Origin of the sequence: Prosthecodimorpha staleyi, assembly GCF_018729455.1 — a bacterium.
Lineage (GTDB): Bacteria > Pseudomonadota > Alphaproteobacteria > Rhizobiales > Ancalomicrobiaceae > Prosthecodimorpha > Prosthecodimorpha staleyi.
Map to the genome: position 1 here is coordinate 133,880 of NZ_JAHHZF010000013.1, position 19,704 is coordinate 153,583.

15 protein-coding genes are annotated in these 19,704 nt (G+C 70.5%); 9 read left to right on the top strand and 6 right to left on the bottom strand.

What is annotated here, in order from left to right:
* The first annotated feature begins 63 nt into the window (after positions 1-63).
* The 9 genes from glgB (at position 64) to KL771_RS23590 (ending at position 14,312) form a co-directional block, all read left to right on the top strand.
* Positions 64-2,262 carry a 1,4-alpha-glucan branching protein GlgB gene (gene glgB / locus KL771_RS23550; RefSeq protein ID WP_261970955.1) on the top strand — a complete coding sequence of 733 codons (2,199 nt, stop codon included), beginning with the start codon at positions 64-66 and terminating at the stop codon, positions 2,260-2,262.
* A 57-nt stretch (positions 2,263-2,319) separates the two neighbouring features.
* Positions 2,320-3,588 (top strand): glucose-1-phosphate adenylyltransferase, encoded by a 1,269-nt coding sequence (gene glgC / locus KL771_RS23555; RefSeq protein ID WP_261970956.1) that lies wholly within the window; start codon positions 2,320-2,322, stop codon positions 3,586-3,588.
* The gene (glgA, locus tag KL771_RS23560; protein ID WP_261970957.1) at positions 3,585-5,045 is read left to right on the top strand and encodes a glycogen synthase GlgA; all 1,461 of its coding nucleotides are present in this window, start codon (positions 3,585-3,587) and stop codon (positions 5,043-5,045) included. Before glgC ends, glgA begins: the two co-directional genes overlap by 4 nt.
* Positions 5,046-5,103: 58 nt before the next feature.
* Positions 5,104-6,732 (top strand): alpha-D-glucose phosphate-specific phosphoglucomutase, encoded by a 1,629-nt coding sequence (locus tag KL771_RS23565; protein ID WP_261970958.1) that lies wholly within the window; start codon positions 5,104-5,106, stop codon positions 6,730-6,732.
* Between the two features lie 61 nt (positions 6,733-6,793).
* Complete coding sequence (gene glgX, locus KL771_RS23570) at positions 6,794-11,059, top strand: glycogen debranching protein GlgX (RefSeq protein ID WP_261970959.1); 4,266 nt, start codon at positions 6,794-6,796, stop codon at positions 11,057-11,059.
* Positions 11,060-11,154: 95 nt separating this feature from the next.
* Entirely contained in the window at positions 11,155-11,346 is a 192-nt protein-coding gene (locus KL771_RS23575; RefSeq protein WP_054359031.1) for a DUF1192 domain-containing protein, read from the top strand.
* Positions 11,347-11,582: 236 nt separating this feature from the next.
* Positions 11,583-12,743: a DNA replication/repair protein RecF gene (gene recF, locus KL771_RS23580; protein WP_261971027.1), complete on the top strand. Its 1,161-nt coding sequence runs from the start codon at positions 11,583-11,585 to the stop codon at positions 12,741-12,743.
* A gap of 30 nt (positions 12,744-12,773) precedes the next feature.
* A complete protein-coding gene (locus KL771_RS23585) occupies positions 12,774-13,658 on the top strand; it encodes a DUF817 domain-containing protein (protein ID WP_261970960.1) in 885 nt (294 codons plus the stop codon).
* 42 nt (positions 13,659-13,700) lie between these two features.
* Positions 13,701-14,312 (top strand): LysE family translocator, encoded by a 612-nt coding sequence (locus KL771_RS23590; protein ID WP_261970961.1) that lies wholly within the window; start codon positions 13,701-13,703, stop codon positions 14,310-14,312.
* Between the two features lie 82 nt (positions 14,313-14,394).
* Here the strand turns inward: KL771_RS23590 and pheT are convergent, their stop codons facing one another.
* The 6 genes from pheT to rpmI form a co-directional block, all read right to left on the bottom strand.
* Positions 14,395-16,815, bottom strand: a complete 2,421-nt coding sequence (gene pheT, locus KL771_RS23595; RefSeq protein WP_261970962.1) for a phenylalanine--tRNA ligase subunit beta — start codon at positions 16,813-16,815, stop codon at positions 14,395-14,397.
* Between the two features lie 24 nt (positions 16,816-16,839).
* Positions 16,840-17,301 carry a hypothetical protein gene (locus tag KL771_RS23600; protein WP_261970963.1) on the bottom strand — a complete coding sequence of 154 codons (462 nt, stop codon included), beginning with the start codon at positions 17,299-17,301 and terminating at the stop codon, positions 16,840-16,842.
* Positions 17,298-17,588: a hypothetical protein gene (locus tag KL771_RS23605; protein WP_261970964.1), complete on the bottom strand. Its 291-nt coding sequence runs from the start codon at positions 17,586-17,588 to the stop codon at positions 17,298-17,300. Before KL771_RS23605 ends, KL771_RS23600 begins: the two co-directional genes overlap by 4 nt.
* Before the next feature lie 34 nt (positions 17,589-17,622).
* Complete coding sequence (gene pheS, locus KL771_RS23610; protein WP_261970965.1) at positions 17,623-18,723, bottom strand: phenylalanine--tRNA ligase subunit alpha; 1,101 nt, start codon at positions 18,721-18,723, stop codon at positions 17,623-17,625.
* Between the two features lie 145 nt (positions 18,724-18,868).
* Entirely contained in the window at positions 18,869-19,234 is a 366-nt protein-coding gene (rplT, locus tag KL771_RS23615) for a 50S ribosomal protein L20 (protein WP_261970966.1), read from the bottom strand.
* 36 nt (positions 19,235-19,270) lie between these two features.
* Positions 19,271-19,468 (bottom strand): 50S ribosomal protein L35, encoded by a 198-nt coding sequence (gene rpmI / locus KL771_RS23620; protein ID WP_054359024.1) that lies wholly within the window; start codon positions 19,466-19,468, stop codon positions 19,271-19,273.
* Between the last annotated feature and the right edge of the window lie 236 nt (positions 19,469-19,704).

Genomic DNA, 19,704 nt, shown 5'->3' on the forward strand with positions numbered 1-19,704 from the left:
CTGGCGTTCTGTCGAGAGCGTCGGACCCAAGCCTGACAAGGGCCAATGACAACAGAGCCGGGGATGGAAGCGAGCGATTGGGAAGCCGACGGCAGCGAGATCGCCGCCCTGGTCGGTGCGCGCCACGGCGACCCGTTCGGGCTGCTCGGGTTGCACGAGACCGCGGCCGGCGTGGTCCTGCGCGCCTTCGTGCCCGGGGCTGCGACCCTCGAAGCCGTCCCGGACGATGGCGCCGCACCCGTCCCGCTCGGCCTTCGCGATCCGGCGGGCTTCTTCGAGGGCCTCGTGCCGGCCGCCGGCCGCTTCGGCTACCGCCTGCGGGCCGGCAATGCCGGCGGCACCTGGATGGTCCGCGACGCCTATGCGTTCGGCCCCGTCCTCGGGCCGGTCGACGACCATCTCCTGGTCGAGGGCACCCACCGGCAGCTCTACGAACGGCTCGGTGCGCATCCGATGACGCATGAGGGCATCGACGGCGTGCATTTCGCCGTCTGGGCCCCCAATGCGCAACGCGTCTCGGTGATCGGAGATTTCAACCGCTGGGACGGGCGCCTGCACCAGATGCGCAAGCGCATCGACAGCGGGCTGTGGGAGATCTTCGTCCCCGATGTCGGGCTCGGCACCAACTACAAGTATGAGATCGTCGGCCGCCATGGCGATCTGCTGCCGTTCAAGGCCGATCCGTTCGGCTTCGCCGGCGAGATGCGGCCCTCGACTGCCTCCGTGGTCGCCGACACTTCAGGCTTCGTTTGGACGGACGCCGCCCATCTCGCCGCCCGCGCCGAGGGCGATCCGCGCCGCAAGCCGATGGCCGCCTACGAGGTCCATCTCGGTTCCTGGCAGCGTGGCGAGGGCGGCCGGTTCCTGAGCTACGACGAACTGGCGGAGACGCTGATCCCCTATGTGGCGGAACTCGGCTTCACCCATCTCGAACTGCTGCCGGTCTCCGAGCATCCGCTCGACGCCTCCTGGGGCTACCAGCCGATCGGGCTCTACGCCCCGACGGCGCGCTTCGGCGACCCGGCCGGCTTCGCCCGCTTTGTCGACCGCGCCCATGCGGCCGGGCTGGGCGTGATCCTCGACTGGGTGCCGGCGCATTTCCCGACCGACCCGCACGGCCTCGCCGCCTTCGACGGCGGCCCGCTCTACGAGCATGCCGATCCGCGCCGCGGCTTCCATCCCGACTGGAACACCGCGATCTACGACTTCGGCCGGCGCGAGGTCGCCAACATGCTGGCCGCCAACGCGCTCTACTGGCTCGACCGCTTCCATATCGACGGCCTGCGCGTCGATGCGGTCGCCTCCATGCTCTATCTCGACTATTCGCGCCGCGCCGGCGAATGGCTGCCGAACCCGGACGGATCGAACGACAATCGCGACGCGGTCGCGTTCCTGCGCCGCTTCAACGAGTTGGTCTACGGCACCCATCCGGGCACGGTGACGATCGCGGAGGAATCGACCGCCTGGTCGGGCGTCTCGGCGCCGGCCTATGCGGGCGGGCTCGGCTTCGGCTTCAAGTGGAACATGGGCTGGATGCACGACAGCCTCGACTACATGTCGAAGGACCCGGTGCATCGCCGCTGGCATCACGACAAGCTGACCTTCGGCCTGCTCTATGCCTTCTCGGAGAATTTCGTGCTGCCGCTCAGCCACGACGAGGTGGTGCACGGCAAGGGCTCGATCCTAGCCCGCATGCCCGGCGACGAATGGCAGCGCTTCGCCAATGCGCGTGCCTATTACGGCTTCATGTGGGCCCATCCGGGCAAGAAGCTCCTGTTCATGGGCCAGGAATTCGGCCAGACGCGCGAATGGAACTTCGACGCCGCGCTGGAATGGTGGCTGCTCGATCATGGCCCCCATCGCGGCCTGAAGGCGCTGGTCGGCGACCTGAACCGGGTCTACCGCACCCTGCCGGCGCTGCACGCGCGCGACTGCGAGGCCTCGGGCTTCCGCTGGGTCGTCGCCGATGATCGCGACCAGTCGGTCTATGCCTGGCTGCGCCTCGGCGACCGGCACGATCCGCCAGTGCTGGCGGTCTCCAACTTCACACCGGTGCCGCGACCGGGCTACCGGGTCGGGCTGCCCTTCGCCGGGCGCTGGCGGGAGGTGCTCAACACCGATGCCGATCTCTATGGCGGCTCCGGGCTCGGCAACCAGGGCGCGGTGATGGCGGCGGCGGCGCCGTCGCACGGCCTGCCGGCCTCCGCGGAGATCCTGATACCGCCTTTGGCGACCGTGTATTTTCTGTACGATCCGGACTGAATCGGAGGCGCCGCCGCAACGCGGCCGGCTCGAACAAGCAAGCGGGAGGCAAGGCAGATGGCGGAACGTTCGGGTCCAAGCGGCCCCCTCTCCAGGACCGCGATGGCCTATGTGCTGGCCGGCGGTCGCGGCAGCCGCCTGATCGAACTGACCGACCGGCGCGCCAAGCCGGCGGTCTATTTCGGCGGCAAGTCGCGCATCATCGACTTCGCCCTGTCGAACGCGCTCAATTCCGGCATCCGCCGCATCGGCGTCGCCACCCAGTACAAGGCGCACAGTCTGATCCGGCATCTCCAGCGCGGCTGGAACTTCTTCCGCCCGGAGCGCAACGAGAGCTTCGACATCCTGCCGGCAAGCCAGCGCGTCTCGGAAGATCACTGGTACGAAGGCACCGCCGACGCGGTCTACCAGAACATCGACATCATCCGGGACTACGAGCCGCGCCACATCGTCATCCTGGCCGGCGATCACATCTACAAGCAGGACTACGAACTGATGCTGCAGCAGCACTGCGAGCAGAGCGCCGACGTGACGGTCGGCTGCCTCGAAGTGCCGCGCAAGGATGCGACCGGCTTCGGCGTGATGCATGTCGACGCCGAGGACCGGATCATCGATTTCGTCGAGAAGCCGAAGGATCCGCCCGCCATGCCGGGCCGGCCCGACATGGCGCTGGCCTCGATGGGCATCTATGTCTTCGACACCAAGTTCCTGTTCGACCAGTTGGAACGCGATGCCGCGACGCCCGGGTCGAGCCGCGATTTCGGCAAGGACATCATCCCCTACATCGTCAAGCACGGGAAGGCGGTCGCGCACCACTTCTCCCGCTCCTGCGTCCGCTCCTCCAAGGAGGCCGCGCCCTATTGGCGCGATGTCGGCACCGTCGACGCCTATTGGGAGGCCAATATCGACCTGACCGACGTGGTGCCGGATCTCGACCTCTACGACCGGGAATGGCCGATCTGGACCTATGGCGAGATCACGCCGCCGGCCAAGTTCGTCCATGACGAGGAGGGCCGGCGCGGGCAGGCGGTCTCCTCGCTGGTCTCCGGCGGCTGTATCGTGTCGGGCGCCAATCTGCGCCGGTCGCTGCTGTTCACCGGCGTGCGGGTCAATTCCTACTCGCATATCGAGAATGCGGTCATCCTGCCCTATGTCGATGTCGGCCGTTCATCGACCCTGCGCAATGTTGTGGTCGATCGCGGCGTCGTCATTCCCGAAGGCCTCGTCGTCGGCGAGGATCCGGTGCTCGACGCCCAGCGTTTCCGCCGGACCGAGAAGGGCATATGTTTGATTACCCAACCGATGATCGACCGTCTGCAGGCATGAGCCGCCTCACCGTCCTCTCCGTCGCCTCCGAGATGTTCCCGCTGGTCAAGACCGGCGGCCTCGCCGACGTGGCCGGCGCCCTGCCGCGCGCGCTGGCGCCCGAGGGTGTCGACATGACCACGCTGGTGCCCGGCTATCCGGCGGTGATGCGGGCGCTCGAACATGGCGGCAGCGTGCTGGCGGTCGCTGATCTGTTTGGCGGCCCGGCCCGGGTCCTGTCGGGCACCGCCGACGGGCTGGCCCTGCTCGTCGTCGATGCGCCGCATCTCTTCGACCGGCCCGGCAATCCCTATCTCGGCCCCGACGGCCGCGACTGGCCCGACAATCCGTTCCGCTTCGCAGCACTTGCCCGGGTCGCCGCCATGATCGGGCTCGGCGACCTGCCGGGCTGGCGGCCGGACGTGATCCATGCCCATGACTGGCAGACCGGTCTTGTCGCCGCCTATCTCGCCTATGCCGACCGGCCGCGCCCCGGCACGGTGATCACCGTGCACAATCTCGCTTTCCAGGGCCAGTTCGGGCCCGAACTGCTCGGCCCGCTCGGCCTGCCGCCGCAGTCCTGGTCGGTGGCCGGCGTCGAATATTACGGGCAGATCGGCTTCCTGAAGGCCGGCCTCCAATTCTCCGACCGGATCACCACGGTCTCGCCGAGCTATGCAGCCGAAATCCGCACGCCGGCCGGCGGCATGGGCCTCGACGGCCTGATCCGCGCGCGCGGCGCCGATGTGGTCGGCATCCTCAACGGAATCGACGACACGGTCTGGGACCCGGCCGGCGATCCGCTGATCCCGGCGCCCTTCGACGTGAAGACCCTGAAGCGCCGGGGCCACGACAAGGCCGCGCTGCAGGAGCGCTTCGGCCTCGCCGTCGATCCGGAGGCCCTGCTCTATGGCGTGATCAGCCGGCTGTCCTGGCAGAAGGGGCTCGACCTCCTGCTCGGCGAGATCGGCACGCTGGCGGCGACCGGCGCCCAGCTGGTGCTGCTCGGCTCCGGCGAGACGGCACTGGAGCGCGGCTTCCTTGAGGCCGCCGCCGCCCATCCGGGCCGGATCGCCTGCCGCATCGGCTATGACGAGCCGCTCGCCCATCTGGTCCAGGCCGGATCGGATGCGCTGATCGTGCCGTCGCGCTTCGAGCCCTGCGGCCTGACCCAGCTCTGCGCCCTGCGCTACGGCGCCGTGCCGGTGGTCGCCCGCGTCGGCGGTCTCGCCGATACCATCGTCGATGCCAATGAGATGGCGCGCGCCGCCGGCGCCGGGACCGGCATCCAGTTCTCGCCGGTCACGGCAGAGATGCTGGCCGGCGCCCTGATCCGCACCGCGGATCTGTGGCGCGACCGCGATGCCTGGACGCGCATCCAGCGCAATGCCATGAAGACCGACGTCTCGTGGCGGCGGCCCGCCGCCCGCTATGCCGGCCTCTATCGCGACCTGGTCGCCGCCCGCGGCGGCGGCTGACCGGATCGAGGCCGACGCGACGACCCGCCCGCATCCCGCCCGGAACGCCGGAGTGTTCATGATCCTGACCATCGCCACCACGCCCTTCGAGGGCCAGAAGCCCGGCACCTCGGGCCTGCGCAAGCGCGTCCCGGTCTTCCAGCAGCGCCACTATGTCGAGAATTTCGTGCAGTCGATCTTCGACTGCCTGGAGGGCTTCGCCGGGACGACGCTGGTGGTCGGCGGCGACGGACGCTACTTCAACCGCGAGGCGATCCAGACGGTGATCCGGCTCGCCGCCGCCAACGGCTTCGGCCGCATCCTGGTCGGGCGCGGCGGCATCCTGTCGACGCCGGCGGCCTCGAACGTGATCCGCGTGCGCAAGGCCTATGGCGGCATCATCCTGTCGGCGAGCCACAATCCCGGCGGCCCCGACGGCGATTTCGGCATCAAGTACAATGTCGGCAACGGCGGCCCGGCGCCCGAGAAGGTGACCGAGGCGGTGTTCGCGCGCACCAAGGCGATCACGGAATACCGCACGCTCGACAGCGCGGATGTCGATCTCGACCGGCCCGGCGAGATCGGCGTCGGGGACGCGATCGTCGAGGTGATCGACCCGGTCGACGACTATGCCGCGCTGATGCAGCGGCTGTTCGATTTCGACCGCATCCGCGGCCTGTTCGCCTCCGGCTTCCGGATGAAGTTCGACGCCATGTCGGCCGTCACCGGTCCCTATGCCCGCCAGATCCTGGAACGCATGCTCGGCGCGCCGCACGGCACGGTCATGAACTTCACGCCGGAGCCCGATTTCGGCGGCCACCATCCGGACCCGAACCTCGTTCACGCGCGCCATCTTTACGATCTCGCCATGTCGATCGACGGGCCGGACTTCTGCGCGGCGTCCGACGGCGACGGCGACCGCAACCTGATCATCGGCAACCACGCCTTCGTCACGCCGTCGGACAGCCTGGCGATGCTGGCCGCCAACGCCCATCTGGCGCCCGGCTACGCCAAGGGCATCGCCGGCATCGCCCGCTCCATGCCGACCAGCCGGGCGGCCGACCGGGTCGCCGAAAAGATGGGCATCAGCCTCTACGAAACGCCCACCGGCTGGAAGTTCTTCGGCAACCTGCTCGATGCCGGCCTCGTCACCATCTGCGGCGAGGAGAGCGCCGGCACCGGCTCCGACCATGTCCGCGAGAAGGACGGGCTGTGGGCCGTGCTGCTGTGGCTCGACATCGTCGCCGCACGCCGGCAGAGCGTCGCGGCGATCCAGCGCGAGCACTGGGCGGCCTACGGGCGCAACTACTATTCCCGGCACGATTTCGAGGAGGTCGAGACCGACGGCGCCAACGCGCTGATGGCGCATCTGCGCGACGGCCTCGTCGGCCTGAAGGGCAAGCGCTTCGGCGCCCTGGAGATCGCCGGGGCCGACGATTTCGCCTATCACGACCCGATCGACGGTTCGGATTCGGCCAATCAGGGCATCCGCGTGCTGTTCGAGGACGGCTCGCGCATCGTCTACCGGCTGTCCGGCACGGGCACGTCCGGGGCGACGCTGCGCGTCTATATCGAGCGGTTCGAGCCCGATGCCGCCGCCCACGGGCTGGAGACCCAGGCGGCGCTGGCCGACCTGATCGCCCTCGGCCACGCCCTGGCACGAATCGAGCATTTCACCGGCCGGCGCGACCCCTCGGTGATCACCTGACCGGCTGACCAGCGGGATCGTTCGCCCCCACGAGGCCCCACCCCAGCGAGGATTGCCGCGCATGACCGACCGTCCGCCGAGCCGCCCCGAACCGCTCGGCGTCACGGTGGCGGCCGGCGGGGCGCATGTCGCCGTGCCGTCGGTCCATGCGACGGCGATCGATGTCTGTGTCTATCCGCCGTTCGATCCGGCCGTGCCCGACCGCGAACTCGGCCGGGTCCGGCTGGAGGGGCGCACCGGGGCCGTCCATCACGGCTTCGTGGCCGGGCTGGAACCCGGCCTGCGCTACGGCCTGCGCGCGCATGGGCCCTGGGACCCGGCCACCGGCCATCGCTTCAATCCGGCCAAGCTGCTGCTCGATCCCTGGGCGACCCGGCTCGACCGGGTTGCCCCGCTCGCCCCGGAAATGTTCGACCGGCGCGCGGCGGGCGCCCCCCATGACGACGCCGACAGCGGGCCGATGGTCGCCAAGGCGGTGGTCGAGCCGGCCTTCGTGCCGCCATCGGCGGTGCCGCCGCCGGCGCTGCCGCGTCCTGCCTTCCGCTGGCGCGACGCGGTGGTCTACGAACTGCATGTGCGCGGCTTCACGCGGGCCCATCCGGACGTGCCGGAGGCGATCCGCGGCACCTTCGCGGGCCTCGCCCATCCGGCCGCGATCGCCCATCTGGTCCGGCTCGGGATCACGGCGGTCGAGATCATGCCGGCCGCGGCCTGGCTCGACGAACGCCACCTGGCCCCGCTCGGGCTGACCAACTACTGGGGCTACAACCCGATCGCGCTGTGCGCACCCGATCCGCGCCTGGCGCCGACCGGCTGGGCCGAGATCCGTGCCGCGACCGACGCGCTGCACGCGGCCGGCATCGCGGCGATCCTGGACGTGGTCCTGAACCACACGGGCGAGAGCGACCGCCTCGGGCCGACCGTCTCGCTGCGCGGGCTCGACAACGCCACCTGGTACCGGCTCGTGCCCGGCGCGCCGGCCGACTATCTGAACGACACCGGCTGCGGCAACATGCTGGCGCTGGACCGGTCGATCCCGCTCCGGCTGGCGCTCGATTCGCTGCGGCTCTGGGTCGCGCGCGGCGGCTTCGACGGCTTCCGCTACGATCTCGCCACCACCCTCGCCCGGCGCCCGGACGGCTTCGACCCGGACGCGCCGCTCCTCGCCGCGATCGCGCAGGATCCGCTGCTGCGCGACTGCGTCCACATCGCCGAGCCCTGGGACATCGGCCCGGGCGGGCACCAGCTCGGCCGCTTCCCCGACGCCTGGGGCGAGTGGAACGACCGCTACCGCGACACGGTGCGCCGCCTCTGGCGCGGCGACGGCGGGATGGTCGGTGCGCTGGCGACCCGCTTCGCCGGCTCCGCCGACATCTTCGCCGGCCGTTTCCGGCCGCTCTCGCGCAGCCTCAACTTCGTCACCGCCCATGACGGCTTCACGCTCGCCGATCTCGTCGCCCATGCCGGCAAGCACAACGGCGCCAATGGCGAAGACAATCGCGACGGCACCAACGACAATTCGTCCTGGAACCACGGCGTCGAGGGGGCGACCGGCGATCCCGCGATCCAGGCCGCGCGCCGGGGCGACGTGCGGGCTCTGCTCGCCACTCTGATCCTGTCGCGCGGCACGCCGATGCTCGCCATGGGCGACGAACTCGGCCGCAGCCAGGCCGGCAACAACAATGCCTATGCGCAGGACAATGCGCTGTCCTGGGTCGATTGGGGGGCCGCCGACCGGGACCTGGCCGCCTTCGCGGGCCACCTGATCGCGCTGCGCAAGGCCCATCCGGTGCTGACCCGCGAGGCGCCGCTGACCGGCGGGCCGGTCGACGAGACCGGAATTCCCGATGTGGTCTGGCTGCGGCCCGACGGCGGCGCGCTGGCCGACTGGGAATGGCAGGCGCCGGCCACCCGCGCCCTGGTCGCTGCGCTCTATGCGCCGGCGGAAGACGGCCGTCCGGCAAGCCGGGCCGTGGTCGTGCTGCATGCCGGGCCGGATCCGTTCGTGCTGACCCTGCCCGAGCCGCGCGAGGGCTTCGCCTGGACCCGCGCACTCGACACGGCCGACCCGGCCGCTGCGCCGGCTTCGGCCGGCTCCGGTCTCGCCGTCGCGCCGCGCTCGGTCGTGCTCGCGGTCGAGACCGTGGCGGAGGCGGGCGGAGGGGCGGGCATGCGCCGGCCCGCCGACGGCGCCGCGCTCGACCGGCTGGCCGCCGCTGCCGGCATCGCGCCGGACTGGTGGGACATCGACGGCCGCAATCACCGTGTTCCCGACGACACCCGCCGCGCCCTGCTCGCCGCGATGCGCCTGCCCGCGGGCACGACCGGAGAGGCGCGCGACAGCCTCGCCCGCCTGGTCGCGGAGACCAGCGCGCGCGACCTGCCGCTCGCCGTCACGGTCCGGGAGGGCGAGCCCGCGCGGCTGCGGCTCGGACCGGGGCTCGCCGAGAGCTTCCGGAGGCTCGATCTGGTGGTGGAGACCGAGGCGGGCGCGATCGAGACGATCGCGATCGCGCCGGGCGACGGCGTACGGGAGACCATCACGGCGGCCGACGGACGGCAGATCGCGACGCGGCTGGTGACGCTGCCGGCGCTGCCGCTCGGCCGCCATCGCATCCGGCTCGCCGACCGGCCCGAGATGGCCGCCCACTGGGCGGTCGTACCGGCGCGCTGCCACCAGCCGGAAGCGCTGACCGGCGGCGCGCGCCGCTTCGGCATCGCCGCCCATCTCTACACGCTGCGCCGGGCCGGCGACGCCGGCATCGGCGATTTCACCACGCTGGCGAGGCTGGCCGAACGGGCCGCCCACTATGGCGCGGCGACGATCGGCCTCAACCCGCTGCATGCCCTGTTCGAGACCGAGCCGGAGCGCGCCAGCCCCTACAGCCCGACCGACCGGCGCTTCCTCGATCCGCTCTACATCGACCTCGCCGCCCTGCCGGAGGCCCTGCTGACGCCGTCCGTCCGCGCCGCGCTCGACGCCGAGGCGGGGCTCCTCGCCGCGGCTTCGGCGCGCAGCGCGGTCGACTATGCCGGGCTGCGCGCGGCCAAGGTCCGGGTGCTGGCATTGGCTCACCAGGCTTTCGAGATTGCCGCGGCTACCGGCGGCGGCGGGCCGCTGGCTGCGGCCTTCGAGGATTTCGTCCGCGCCCAGGGACCGGCGCTGCAGCATTTCGCGCTGCATCAGGCGATCGTCGCGGCGACCGGCATCGACGACTGGCACGCCTGGCCGGCCGGCCTCACCCGGCCGGATGCCGCCGGCACGGCGGATTTCTCCGCCCGCCATAAAGGCCGGCTGCGCTTCGTCGCGTTCCAGCAATTCCTGGCCGACCGGCAGCTCGCCGAGGCCGACCGGCGCGCGCGTGCGGCCGGGCTGGCGCTCGGCTTCTATCGCGACCTGGCGGTCGGCTGCGCGCCCGACGGCGCCGAGGCCTGGTCGGAGCAGGACCGGCTGATGACCGGCGTCTCGATCGGCGCGCCGCCCGATCCCTTCTCGGCCGCCGGCCAGGTCTGGTGCCTGCCCGCGCCCGACCCGCTCGGCTTGGCGCGCGACGGCTATCGCGGCTTCGGCCAGCTGATCGCCGCCAACATGGCCCATGCCGGGGCGCTCCGGATCGACCATGTGCTTGGCCTGAGGCGCCTGTTCCTGGTGCCCGACGGCGCGACCGGGCGGGAGGGCGCCTATCTGGCGCAGCCGGCCGACGATCTCCTCGGCCATCTGGCGCTGGAGAGCCGGCGCGCCGGCACGCTGGTGGTCGGCGAGGATCTCGGCACCGTGCCCGAAGGCTTCCGCGAGCAGCTCGACCATGCCGGCCTGCTGTCCTATCGAGTGTTGTGGTTCGAGCGTGCGGGCGACGGCTTCGTGCCGCCGGAGCACTATCCGGCACGCGCGGCCGCCTGCGTCTCGACCCACGACCTGCCGACGCTGGCCGGCTGGTGGTCCGGCGCCGATATCGACGAGGACCTGGCGCTCGGCCGGCTCGCCGCTGACGCCGAATCCGCGGCGCGGGCACGGCGCGCGGCGGATCGGCAGCGCCTGGTCGCGATGCTGGCGGCGAGCAGGCATCTGGCCGCGCCGGTCGACCCGGAGGGGCCGTTCGGCCCCGCAATCGCGGCGGCCGTGCACGGCTATGTGGCGGCGACGCCGTCGGTTCTGGCCCTCGTCCAGGCCGACGATCTCGCCGGCGAGACCGCGGCCGTCAACCTGCCGGGAACCGATCGCGAGCGCCCCAACTGGCGCCGCCGCCTGGCGCTGCCGGTCGAGCATCTGTTCGAATCGGAGCTGGCCCGGGCGATCCTCGACCGCATGGCGGATCGCCGGGCCTGACCTATTGGGCTTGCGGCGCGCCGGGCCGGCGCCATTTGTGGCGGTCGGGCCGGGGCGATATAGTTCGCCGGCCTTATGCCGCAGGAGTCGCCGCCATGGCCTTCGTCGAGGACGATCGCCCCAAGAAGAAGCTCAGCCACGAGATCGGGCAGGATCTGTCGCTGCTCTCGGTCGGCGACCTGGAGGAGCGTATCGCGCTGCTGCAGGCCGAGATCCTGCGCCTGGAGGAGGCCGTCAAGGCCCGTCACCGGACCCGTTCGGCGGCCGATTCGGTCTTCAAGATATGACGCACCCGGCGCGGGACCGCGCCATGGCAGAGACTTCGCGGGACCGCGCCATGGCAGAGACTTCGCGGGACCGCGCCATGGCAGAGACTTCGCGGGACCGCGCCATGGAAGAGTCTTTGCGCGAGCCCGCCATCGCGGCGAAGTCGCCGGAGCCCGCCCTCGAGGCTTCGGGGGAACTCGGCCCGGAAGCGGCCCCGCGCGAAGGCGGCGGAGTGGAAGCCTCCCGCGCGCCCGGCGTGCCGGCGCGGGTCGCCGTGACCGGGCTGAAGCTGGCCGATTTCCGCAACTACGCGGCGCTGTCGCTCGACCTCGACGAACGCCATGTCGTGCTGGCCGGCGATAACGGTGCCGGCAAGACCAACCTGATCGAGGCGGTGTCGCTGCTCTCGCCGGGGCGCGGCCTCAGGCGGGCGACACTCGACGAGATGGCCCGCACCGGTGCCGGCGGCACCTTCGCGGTCGCTGCCGTTCTGGACGGACCGGACGGGGCGGTCCGGATCGGCACCGGCGTGACCGAGCCGGATGCGGCGGCGGGCGAGCGCAGCCGGCGCGTGCGCATCGACGGCACGGCGCAGAAGAGCGCCGAGGCCATGCTCGATCATATCCGCGTGCTCTGGCTGACACCGGCCTCCGACGGGCTGTTCACCGGCCCGGCCTCGGAGCGCCGCCGCTTTCTCGACCGGCTCGTGCTGGCGCTCGATCCGGCCCACGGCACCCGCGTGGCCGCCTTCGAGCGGGCCATGCGCGGGCGCAACCGGCTCATCGAGGAGGGCATGCGCGATCCCGGCTGGCTCGACGCGATCGAGGCGCAGATGGCCGAACTCGGCTCGGCCATCGCGGCGGCGCGGGTCGAGGCGGTCGCGTGCCTCGCCGGGCTGATCGCGGCGACGCGCGAGGATCACGGCGCCTTCCCGCATGCCGAACTGGCGCTCGAAGGCGAGATCGAGGCGCTGGCCGCGGCCTCCGGGCCGGCCGGCGTGGTCGAGGACCGCTACCGCGCCATCCTGGCCGGTGCGCGCGAGCGCGACCGGGCGGCCGGCCGGACGCTCGACGGGCCGCACCGGGCCGATCTCAGGGTCCTGCACGGGCCGAAGCAGATGCCGGCCGAGCTGTCCTCGACCGGCGAGCAGAAGGCGCTGCTGCTCGGCCTCGTGCTCGCCCATGCGCGCCTCGTCGGCGCCACCGTCGGCCGCGCGCCGCTGCTGCTGCTCGACGAGGTCGCGGCCCATCTCGACGGCCGGCGCCGGGCGGCGCTGTTCGACGTGCTCGACAGTCTCGGCGGCCAGTGCTGGCTGACCGGCACCGATGCGGCCGTCTTCGCGCCGCTCGGGGCCCGCGCGCAGGTGTTCGAAGTCGCCGCCGGCCGCGTGCTACCGGGCGCGGGGTCGACGCGATGAAGGGGCCGGCGCGATGACGGGGCCGAAGCGATGACGGGGCCGGCCGGACCGGGCGGAGCGTCGCCCGAGCATGCGGTCGGCCGCTATCTGGAGCCGATGCGGCGGGCGATCCGCGGCGGCCTCGCGCGGCTGCCGGCGCCGCTCGCCGAATTCATCCTGTTCGGTCTGAAGCAGGCCTGGGCCTGCCTGTTCGCCGCGATCATGCTGGCGCTCCTGATCGGGACCAAGCTGATCTGGGATCCGGCCTGGCCGATCCACCGCTACGACGCGCTGTTCGTCGCCGCGCTCCTGGTCCAGGTCGCCATGCTGGCCTTCCGGATGGAGAGCTTCGACGAGTTGAAGGTGATCCTCGTCTATCACGTCGTCGGCACGATCATGGAGATCTTCAAGACCCACATGGGGTCGTGGTCCTATCCGGAGGCGGCGTGGATCCGGATCGAGGGCGTGCCGCTGTTCACCGGCTTCATGTATGGCTGCGTCGGCAGCTACATGGCGCGCGCGATCCGCATCTTCGACATGCGCTTCACCCACTATCCGCCGCTCTGGGCGACCGCGCTGCTGGCCGCCGCGATCTACGCCAACTTCTTCACCCACCACGTCTTCGTCGACCTGCGCTGGGCCCTGTTCGCCTGGACCTTCCTGCTGTTCTGGCGGGTGCGCATCTATTTCACCACCGACCGGCGCCCGCTCTGGATGCCGCTGCTGATCGCCGCCTTCCTGACCGCCTGCTTCCTCTGGGTGGCGGAGAATGTCGGGACGATCACCGGCACCTGGCTCTATCCGGGCCAGCACGGCGCCTGGAAACCGGTCTCCTTCTCCAAGCTCGGATCGTGGTATCTGCTTCTCGTGATCAGTTTCGTGCTGGTCACGCTGGTCAACCGGCCCATGCCGCCCGACGACACCCGTGAGGTGTGACCGGGCCGAGACCGGACAGGATCGCACCGGAGAGGGAACGCCATGGAACCGACCGCGCTCGCCGCCTTCGCGCTGGCCCTGACGCTGGCCGCCGCCTCGCCCGGCCCCGGCATCGCGGCGGTGGTTGCCCGCGCACTCGGCGTCGGCTTCCGCGGCGCGGTGCCGATGGTGCTGGGTCTGGTGTTCGGCGATCTGGTCTACTTGAGCTTCGCCGCCTTCGGGCTGGCCGCCCTGGCGGCCTCGTTCGGAACCGTCTTCCTGGCGGTGAAATATGCCGGCGCGGCCTATCTGATCTGGCTGGCCGTCCGGCTGTGGCGGGCCGAGCCGAGCGCGCAGGCGGTCGGTGCGGTGGCGACCGGGCGGCCCTGGCGGACCTTCCTGGCCGGATTGTCGGTGACGCTCGGCAATCCGAAGGTGATGGTCTTCTATCTGGCGCTGCTGCCGAGCCTGATCGATCTCGAACGCCTGACCGCGCTCGGCTTCGCCGAACTGATCGCGGTGGTCATCGTCGTGCTGCTGGTCGTCGTCGGCGGCTATGCGGCCGCCGCCGCGCGGGCGCGCGACCTGTTCCGCAGCCCGCGCGCCATGAAGCTGATGAATCGCGGCGCCGGAACCATGATGGCCGGCGCCGCCGTCGCGGTGGTGGCGAAGTAGACGGCGCCCCCGAACGGCGCGGCCGCGAAACAGTGCGGCCGTGATCCGGCCGGTGCCCTGGGGGCGACCGGCCGGGTGCGGATCAGGCGCGCAAGGCCGCGCCGGTCGCCTTGGCGACGGCGGCGACGATCTTCTTGGCGACCGCGTCGATCTCCGCGTCGGTCATGGTCTTGCCCTGCGGCTGCAGGGTGACCTCGACGGCGACCGACTTGCGGTTCTCGCCGAGGGCGGCACCGCGGAACACGTCGAACACCGCCACGTCGGCGACCAGGGCCTTGTCGACATTGCGGGTCGCCTTGACGATCCGGTCGGCCTCGACGGCCTCCTCGACCACGAAGGCGAAGTCGCGCCGGACCGGCAGGAGATCGGCCACCGCCAGCGCACCCTTGGAGCGGGTCGGCCGCGCCTTCGGCTCCGGGATGGCATCGAGATCGATCTCGAAGGCGACCAGCGGGCCGGACACGTCGAGCGCTTCCAGCGTGCGCGGATGCAGTTCGCCGAAGGCGGCGATCACATTCTGCGGGCCGAGCTGGAGCACGGCCGAGCGGCCGGGATGGAACCAGCCGGGTGCGGTCCGGGCGAGCTGCATGCGCTCGACCGGCGCGCCGAGCGCCTCCAGCACCGCGACGGCATCCGCCTTGGCGTCGAGCCACGAGGCATCCGGGGCGGCACCGGTCCAGTGCCGGCCGGCGCCGGTCATGACCGCATTGCCGCGCCGGATGCCGGAGATCAGCATGCGCTGGTCCTTCGGCCGGTCGCCGCGGAAGGCCTGGCCGACCTCGAACAGCGCGACATCGCCGATGCCCCGGTCGGCATTGCGCTGCGCGGCGGTGATCAGCCCGGCGAGCAGGCTCGGCCGCATGTCGGAGAGATCGGACGCGATCGGGTTGGCGAGCGCCAGTTCCGGCTTGCCGCCGCCGAACAGCTCGGCCTGCGCCTTCGACACGAAGGACCAGGTGACGGCCTCCAGCATGCCGCGCGCGGCGAGCGTGCGGCGCGCCTTCGACCGGCGGATCTGCGCCGTCGTCAGCACGCGCGCGCCGACCGAGCCGGCCCGGTCGAGCGGCTTCAGCGGCACCTTGTCGAGGCCGTGGATGCGGACGATCTCCTCGACCAGGTCGGCCTTGCCGTGGATGTCGTTGCGCCAGGACGGCGGCGAGACGCGGAACTCGTCGCTGACCGAGACGACCAGGAAGCCGAGCCGTTCCAGGATGTGCTTGACCTCGATCCAGTGCAGGTCGAGCCCGGAGAGCCGCTTGACCTCGGCGAGCGGGAAGCGGATGACGCGGTCGGTCTCCGGCGGAGTGCCGACCCTGACCACCTCGGACGGCTCGCCGCCGCACAGGTCCATGACCATGCGGGTGGCCAGCTCGATGCCGGGGCCGAGATAGGCCGGATCGACGCCGCGCTCGAAGCGGTAGCGCGCGTCCGACACGATGCCGGTGCGCCGGCCGGTCTCGGCGGTCTTCAGCGGGTCGAAATAGGCGCATTCGATGAAGACGTTGCGGGTCTCCTCGCTGCAGCCGGTGTCCTCGCCGCCCATGATGCCGCCGAAGCCGAGCACGGCCCGGTCGTCCGCGATCACGCACATGCGCGGGTCGACCGCATAGGTCTTGCCGTCGAGCGCCAGGAAGCTTTCGCCGTCGCGGCCGAGGCGGGCCCGGATCGTGCCGGTCAGCTTGTCGGCGTCATAGACGTGCAGCGGGCGGCCCTGGTCGAGCGAGATGTAGTTGGTGATGTCGACCAGCGCGTTGATCGGCCGGAGCCCGACCGCGCGCAGGCGCTTCTGCATCCAGTCCGGGCTCGGCCCGTTCTTCACGCCGCGCACCGTGCGGCCGTAGAAGGCCGGGCAGACCACCGGTCCCTCGGCCGGAAATTCGAGCGCGACCGCCTGCGGCGAGACGAACAGGCCCTTGATCGGCCGGCTCGGCTCCGGCTTCAGCGTGCCGAGATCGGCGGCGGCCAGATCGCGCGCGATGCCGCGCACGCCCGTGCAGTCGGCCCGGTTCGGCGTCAGCGAGACGTCGATCACCGGATCGTCGAGATCCGCATAGGCGACGTAGGACATGCCGACCGGCGCATCGGCCGGCAGCTCGATGATGCCGTCATGGTCCTCGGACAGTTGTAGCTCGGCGGCCGAACACAGCATGCCGCGGCTTTCCACGCCGCGGATCGTGCCGACCCCGAGGGTGATGTCCTTGCCGGGAATGTAGGTGCCGGGCGGCGAGAAGACCGACTTCATGCCGGTGCGCGCATTGGGGGCGCCGCAGACGACCTGGACGGGCTCGCCCTCGCCGGTATCGACCATGCACACCCGCAGCCGGTCGGCATTGGGGTGCTGCACGGCGGAGACCACATAGGCGACCGTGAACGGCCGGAGCTGCTTGGCCTTGTCCTCGACGCCCTCGACCTCGAGGCCGACGGCGGTCAGCGCCTCGACGATCTGATCGAGCGAGGCGCCCGTGTCGAGATGGTCCTTGAGCCAGGAAAGCGTGAATTTCATGGGAGGCCCGTACTTTGTGCCGCGTCAGGAGCGCGACTTGAGCAGGAGGAGCGTGGCGAGTTCGGTGCGCAGGTTCGGATCCAGGTTCCTGACCTGGATCGTGGCCTGCAATGCCGTCATCACGAGCGAAAAGACGTCGTTGCGGGAGAGACGGAACGGGCGCGGATCGTAGTCGGCCGCGTGCCGTTCCTCTTGAAGCTGGATGAAAGCCGTACTGATCTGGTCGACTTCCTGCGAGAGTGCCCGCGTCGTAGCCCGGCGCAGTTCGTCCCGCGCCTTGGTGTGATCGAGCGCACGATAGACCCGCAGCCAGGCCTCCGAATGCCGCTTGCCGCTGCCCACCAGTTGGTCCGCGTTCGACCGGCACAGGGCGTGGAACAACGCATAGTAGGCCGAACTGACCGCGCGCCGCAGGTCCGCCTGCCGCGGAGGACCCTTCTTCAACGCGAGGTCGCGCGCCGCTTCGAGGATATGAAGCGAGTTCATTCCTCGTCCTCGTCGACGGCAAACTCCTCGCCCGGGCTTCGATATCTCAGATAGGCGACGCGATCGTCGCCGTTCTGGCGCAGGACATCGTTGATGGCGACCATCGCGTTCAGGAAGATGTCGCCTTCGAGCCGGATCGGCAGACTGTGGTGCGAGGTCACGTAGACCGCCGGGGCGCCGACGAAGTCGTGCCCGGACTCCGCCTCGATATGGTCGAAACCGAACGGACCCAGAATCTCCCGCAATTTGGGAGATGCCAGTTTGACGATGTCTGCGTCCTTCAACATGGGTTCATCCCCCAGGCGGCGGTGACGGATCAACCTACTGCGCGCTCAGGCCCCCGAACAGGGTCGGCAGGTCGAGCGGGCGGAAGCCGTAGTGGCGGATCCAGCGGGCGTCGGCGTCGAAGAAGGCGCGCAGGTCGGGCATGCCGTATTTCAGCATGGCGATGCGGTCGATGCCCATGCCCCAGGCGAAGCCCTGATACTCGTCGGGATCGATGCCGCCGAATTTCAGCACGTTCGGATGGATCATGCCGCAGCCGAGGATCTCCAGCCAGTCGTCGCCCTCGCCGAACTTGATCTCCGGCCCGGACCGGTCGCAGCGGATGTCGACCTCCATGGACGGCTCCGTGAACGGGAAGAAGCTCGGCCGGAAGCGCATCTCGACATGGTCGACCTCGAAGAAGGCCCTGCAGAATTCCTGCAGCACCCACTTCATCGTGCCGATCGTCGAGGTCTTGTCGATGACCAGCCCCTCGACCTGATGGAACATCGGCGTGTGGGTCTGGTCGCTGTCGCAGCGGTAGGTCCGGCCCGGGATGATCACGCGGATCGGCGGCTTCTCGGTCTCCATGGTGCGGATCTGCACCGGCGAGGTGTGGGTGCGCAGCAGCTTGCGCTCGCCGTTGGCGTCCGGATGGAAGAAGAAGGTGTCGTGCATCTCCCGCGCCGGATGGCCGACGGGGAAGTTCAGCGCGGTGAAGTTGTAGTAGTCGGTCTCCACGTCCGGACCCTCGGCGACGCGGAAGCCCATGTCGGCGAAGATGGCGGTGAGTTCGTCGACCACCTGGCTGATCGGGTGGATGCGGCCCTCGCCGGCCGGGTTCGGGCGCGCCGGCAGGGTCACGTCGACGGTCTCGCGGGCCAGTCGCTCGGCCAGCGCGGCGTCCTTCAAGACGACGCGGCGGGTGGCGAGCGCTTCGCTGACGCGGTCCTTGACGGCGTTGATGGCGGCGCCGGCGGCCTTGCGTTCGTCCGGCGCCAGCGCACCCAGCGTCTTCATCCGCTCGGAGATGGAGCCCTTCTTGCCGAGCGCGGCGACGCGGACGGCTTCCAGCGCGGCCTCGTCGGCGGCCGCCCCGATATCCGTCAGGATGGCTTCCTCGACCTTGGCGAGATCGATGTCTTCGGTGACGCTCATGGCGCGTTTCCCGTGTGGCCGGGCCTGCCGGCGGAAGTGGAAGGGTGGCGCAAACGAAAAGCCCCGCCGTTGGGCGGGGCTTCGACGGGTCTCAAGAGACCCGGGATCGAGAGGAGGTCCGATCCGGCTTCGACGCGTCCCGCGATCAGGCCGCGAGGGCGGCCTGCGCCTTGGCAACCAGGGCCTGGAACGCGTCCGGCTCGTGGATGGCGAGGTCCGACAGGACCTTGCGATCGACCTCGACGCCGGCCTTGTTCAGGCCGTCGATAAATCGGCTGTAGTTCATGTTCCAGTCGATCGCCCGAACCGCGGCGTTGATGCGCTGGATCCAGAGAGCCCGGAAATTGCGCTTCTTGTTGCGGCGGTCGCGATAGGCATACTGCATGCCCTTGTCGACGGCCGCCTTGGCGGTGCGGATGGTATTCTTGCGGCGGCCATAGTAGCCCTTGGCGGCCTTCAGAACCTTCTTATGCTTGGCGTGAGCGGTGACACCGCGCTTAACACGAGCCATGTCGTCAATCCTTTATCGGAAGAGGTCGGTGTCCGTTCACGCGTAGGGCATGAACTTGCGGATGATCTTCGCATCGCTCTCGCAGAGCACCGTGGTGCCGCGGGCGTTGCGCACGAACTTCGCAGTGCGCTTGATCATGCCGTGACGCTTGCCGGCCTGCTGGACCTTGACGTGACGGTTGGCGGTGAGCTTGAAGCGCTTCTTGGCGCCGCTCTTGGTCTTCATCTTGGGCATTTGGCTCTCGCATGTTGCGGAAGACGGTCGTGGCGAAGCGACGCTTCGCCGGAGCGCGCGGCCGGCGCCTGTCGGCACACCGCGCGTGAACCCCCGTCATCCTGAGTTGATCTGGGTTCGAGCCTTCATGAACCGACACGGCATGCCCTTACGCCGGCCTGTTCGAGAGACGGGGCGGGTTATAGGGGCAGAGACGGAAAAATGCAACGGGCCGTGTCGCGGCGACGCGTGGCCGC

What these genes read in the sequence shown, in the direction of transcription:
- KL771_RS23565 (WP_261970958.1), top strand. Translation starts at nt 5,104, where the DNA reads ATGATCCTGACCATCGCCACCACGCCCTTCGAGGGCCAGAAGCCCGGC.
- KL771_RS23585 (WP_261970960.1), top strand. Translation starts at nt 12,774, where the DNA reads ATGACGGGGCCGGCCGGACCGGGCGGAGCGTCGCCCGAGCATGCGGTC.
- rplT (WP_261970966.1), bottom strand. Translation starts at nt 19,234, where the DNA reads ATGGCTCGTGTTAAGCGCGGTGTCACCGCTCACGCCAAGCATAAGAAG.
- glgX (WP_261970959.1), top strand. Translation starts at nt 6,794, where the DNA reads ATGACCGACCGTCCGCCGAGCCGCCCCGAACCGCTCGGCGTCACGGTG.
- rpmI (WP_054359024.1), bottom strand. Translation starts at nt 19,468, where the DNA reads ATGCCCAAGATGAAGACCAAGAGCGGCGCCAAGAAGCGCTTCAAGCTC.
- KL771_RS23590 (WP_261970961.1), top strand. Translation starts at nt 13,701, where the DNA reads ATGGAACCGACCGCGCTCGCCGCCTTCGCGCTGGCCCTGACGCTGGCC.
- glgC (WP_261970956.1), top strand. Translation starts at nt 2,320, where the DNA reads ATGGCGGAACGTTCGGGTCCAAGCGGCCCCCTCTCCAGGACCGCGATG.
- glgA (WP_261970957.1), top strand. Translation starts at nt 3,585, where the DNA reads ATGAGCCGCCTCACCGTCCTCTCCGTCGCCTCCGAGATGTTCCCGCTG.
- pheS (WP_261970965.1), bottom strand. Translation starts at nt 18,723, where the DNA reads ATGAGCGTCACCGAAGACATCGATCTCGCCAAGGTCGAGGAAGCCATC.
- KL771_RS23600 (WP_261970963.1), bottom strand. Translation starts at nt 17,301, where the DNA reads ATGAACTCGCTTCATATCCTCGAAGCGGCGCGCGACCTCGCGTTGAAG.
- KL771_RS23575 (WP_054359031.1), top strand. Translation starts at nt 11,155, where the DNA reads ATGGCCTTCGTCGAGGACGATCGCCCCAAGAAGAAGCTCAGCCACGAG.
- pheT (WP_261970962.1), bottom strand. Translation starts at nt 16,815, where the DNA reads ATGAAATTCACGCTTTCCTGGCTCAAGGACCATCTCGACACGGGCGCC.
- glgB (WP_261970955.1), top strand. Translation starts at nt 64, where the DNA reads ATGGAAGCGAGCGATTGGGAAGCCGACGGCAGCGAGATCGCCGCCCTG.
- KL771_RS23605 (WP_261970964.1), bottom strand. Translation starts at nt 17,588, where the DNA reads ATGTTGAAGGACGCAGACATCGTCAAACTGGCATCTCCCAAATTGCGG.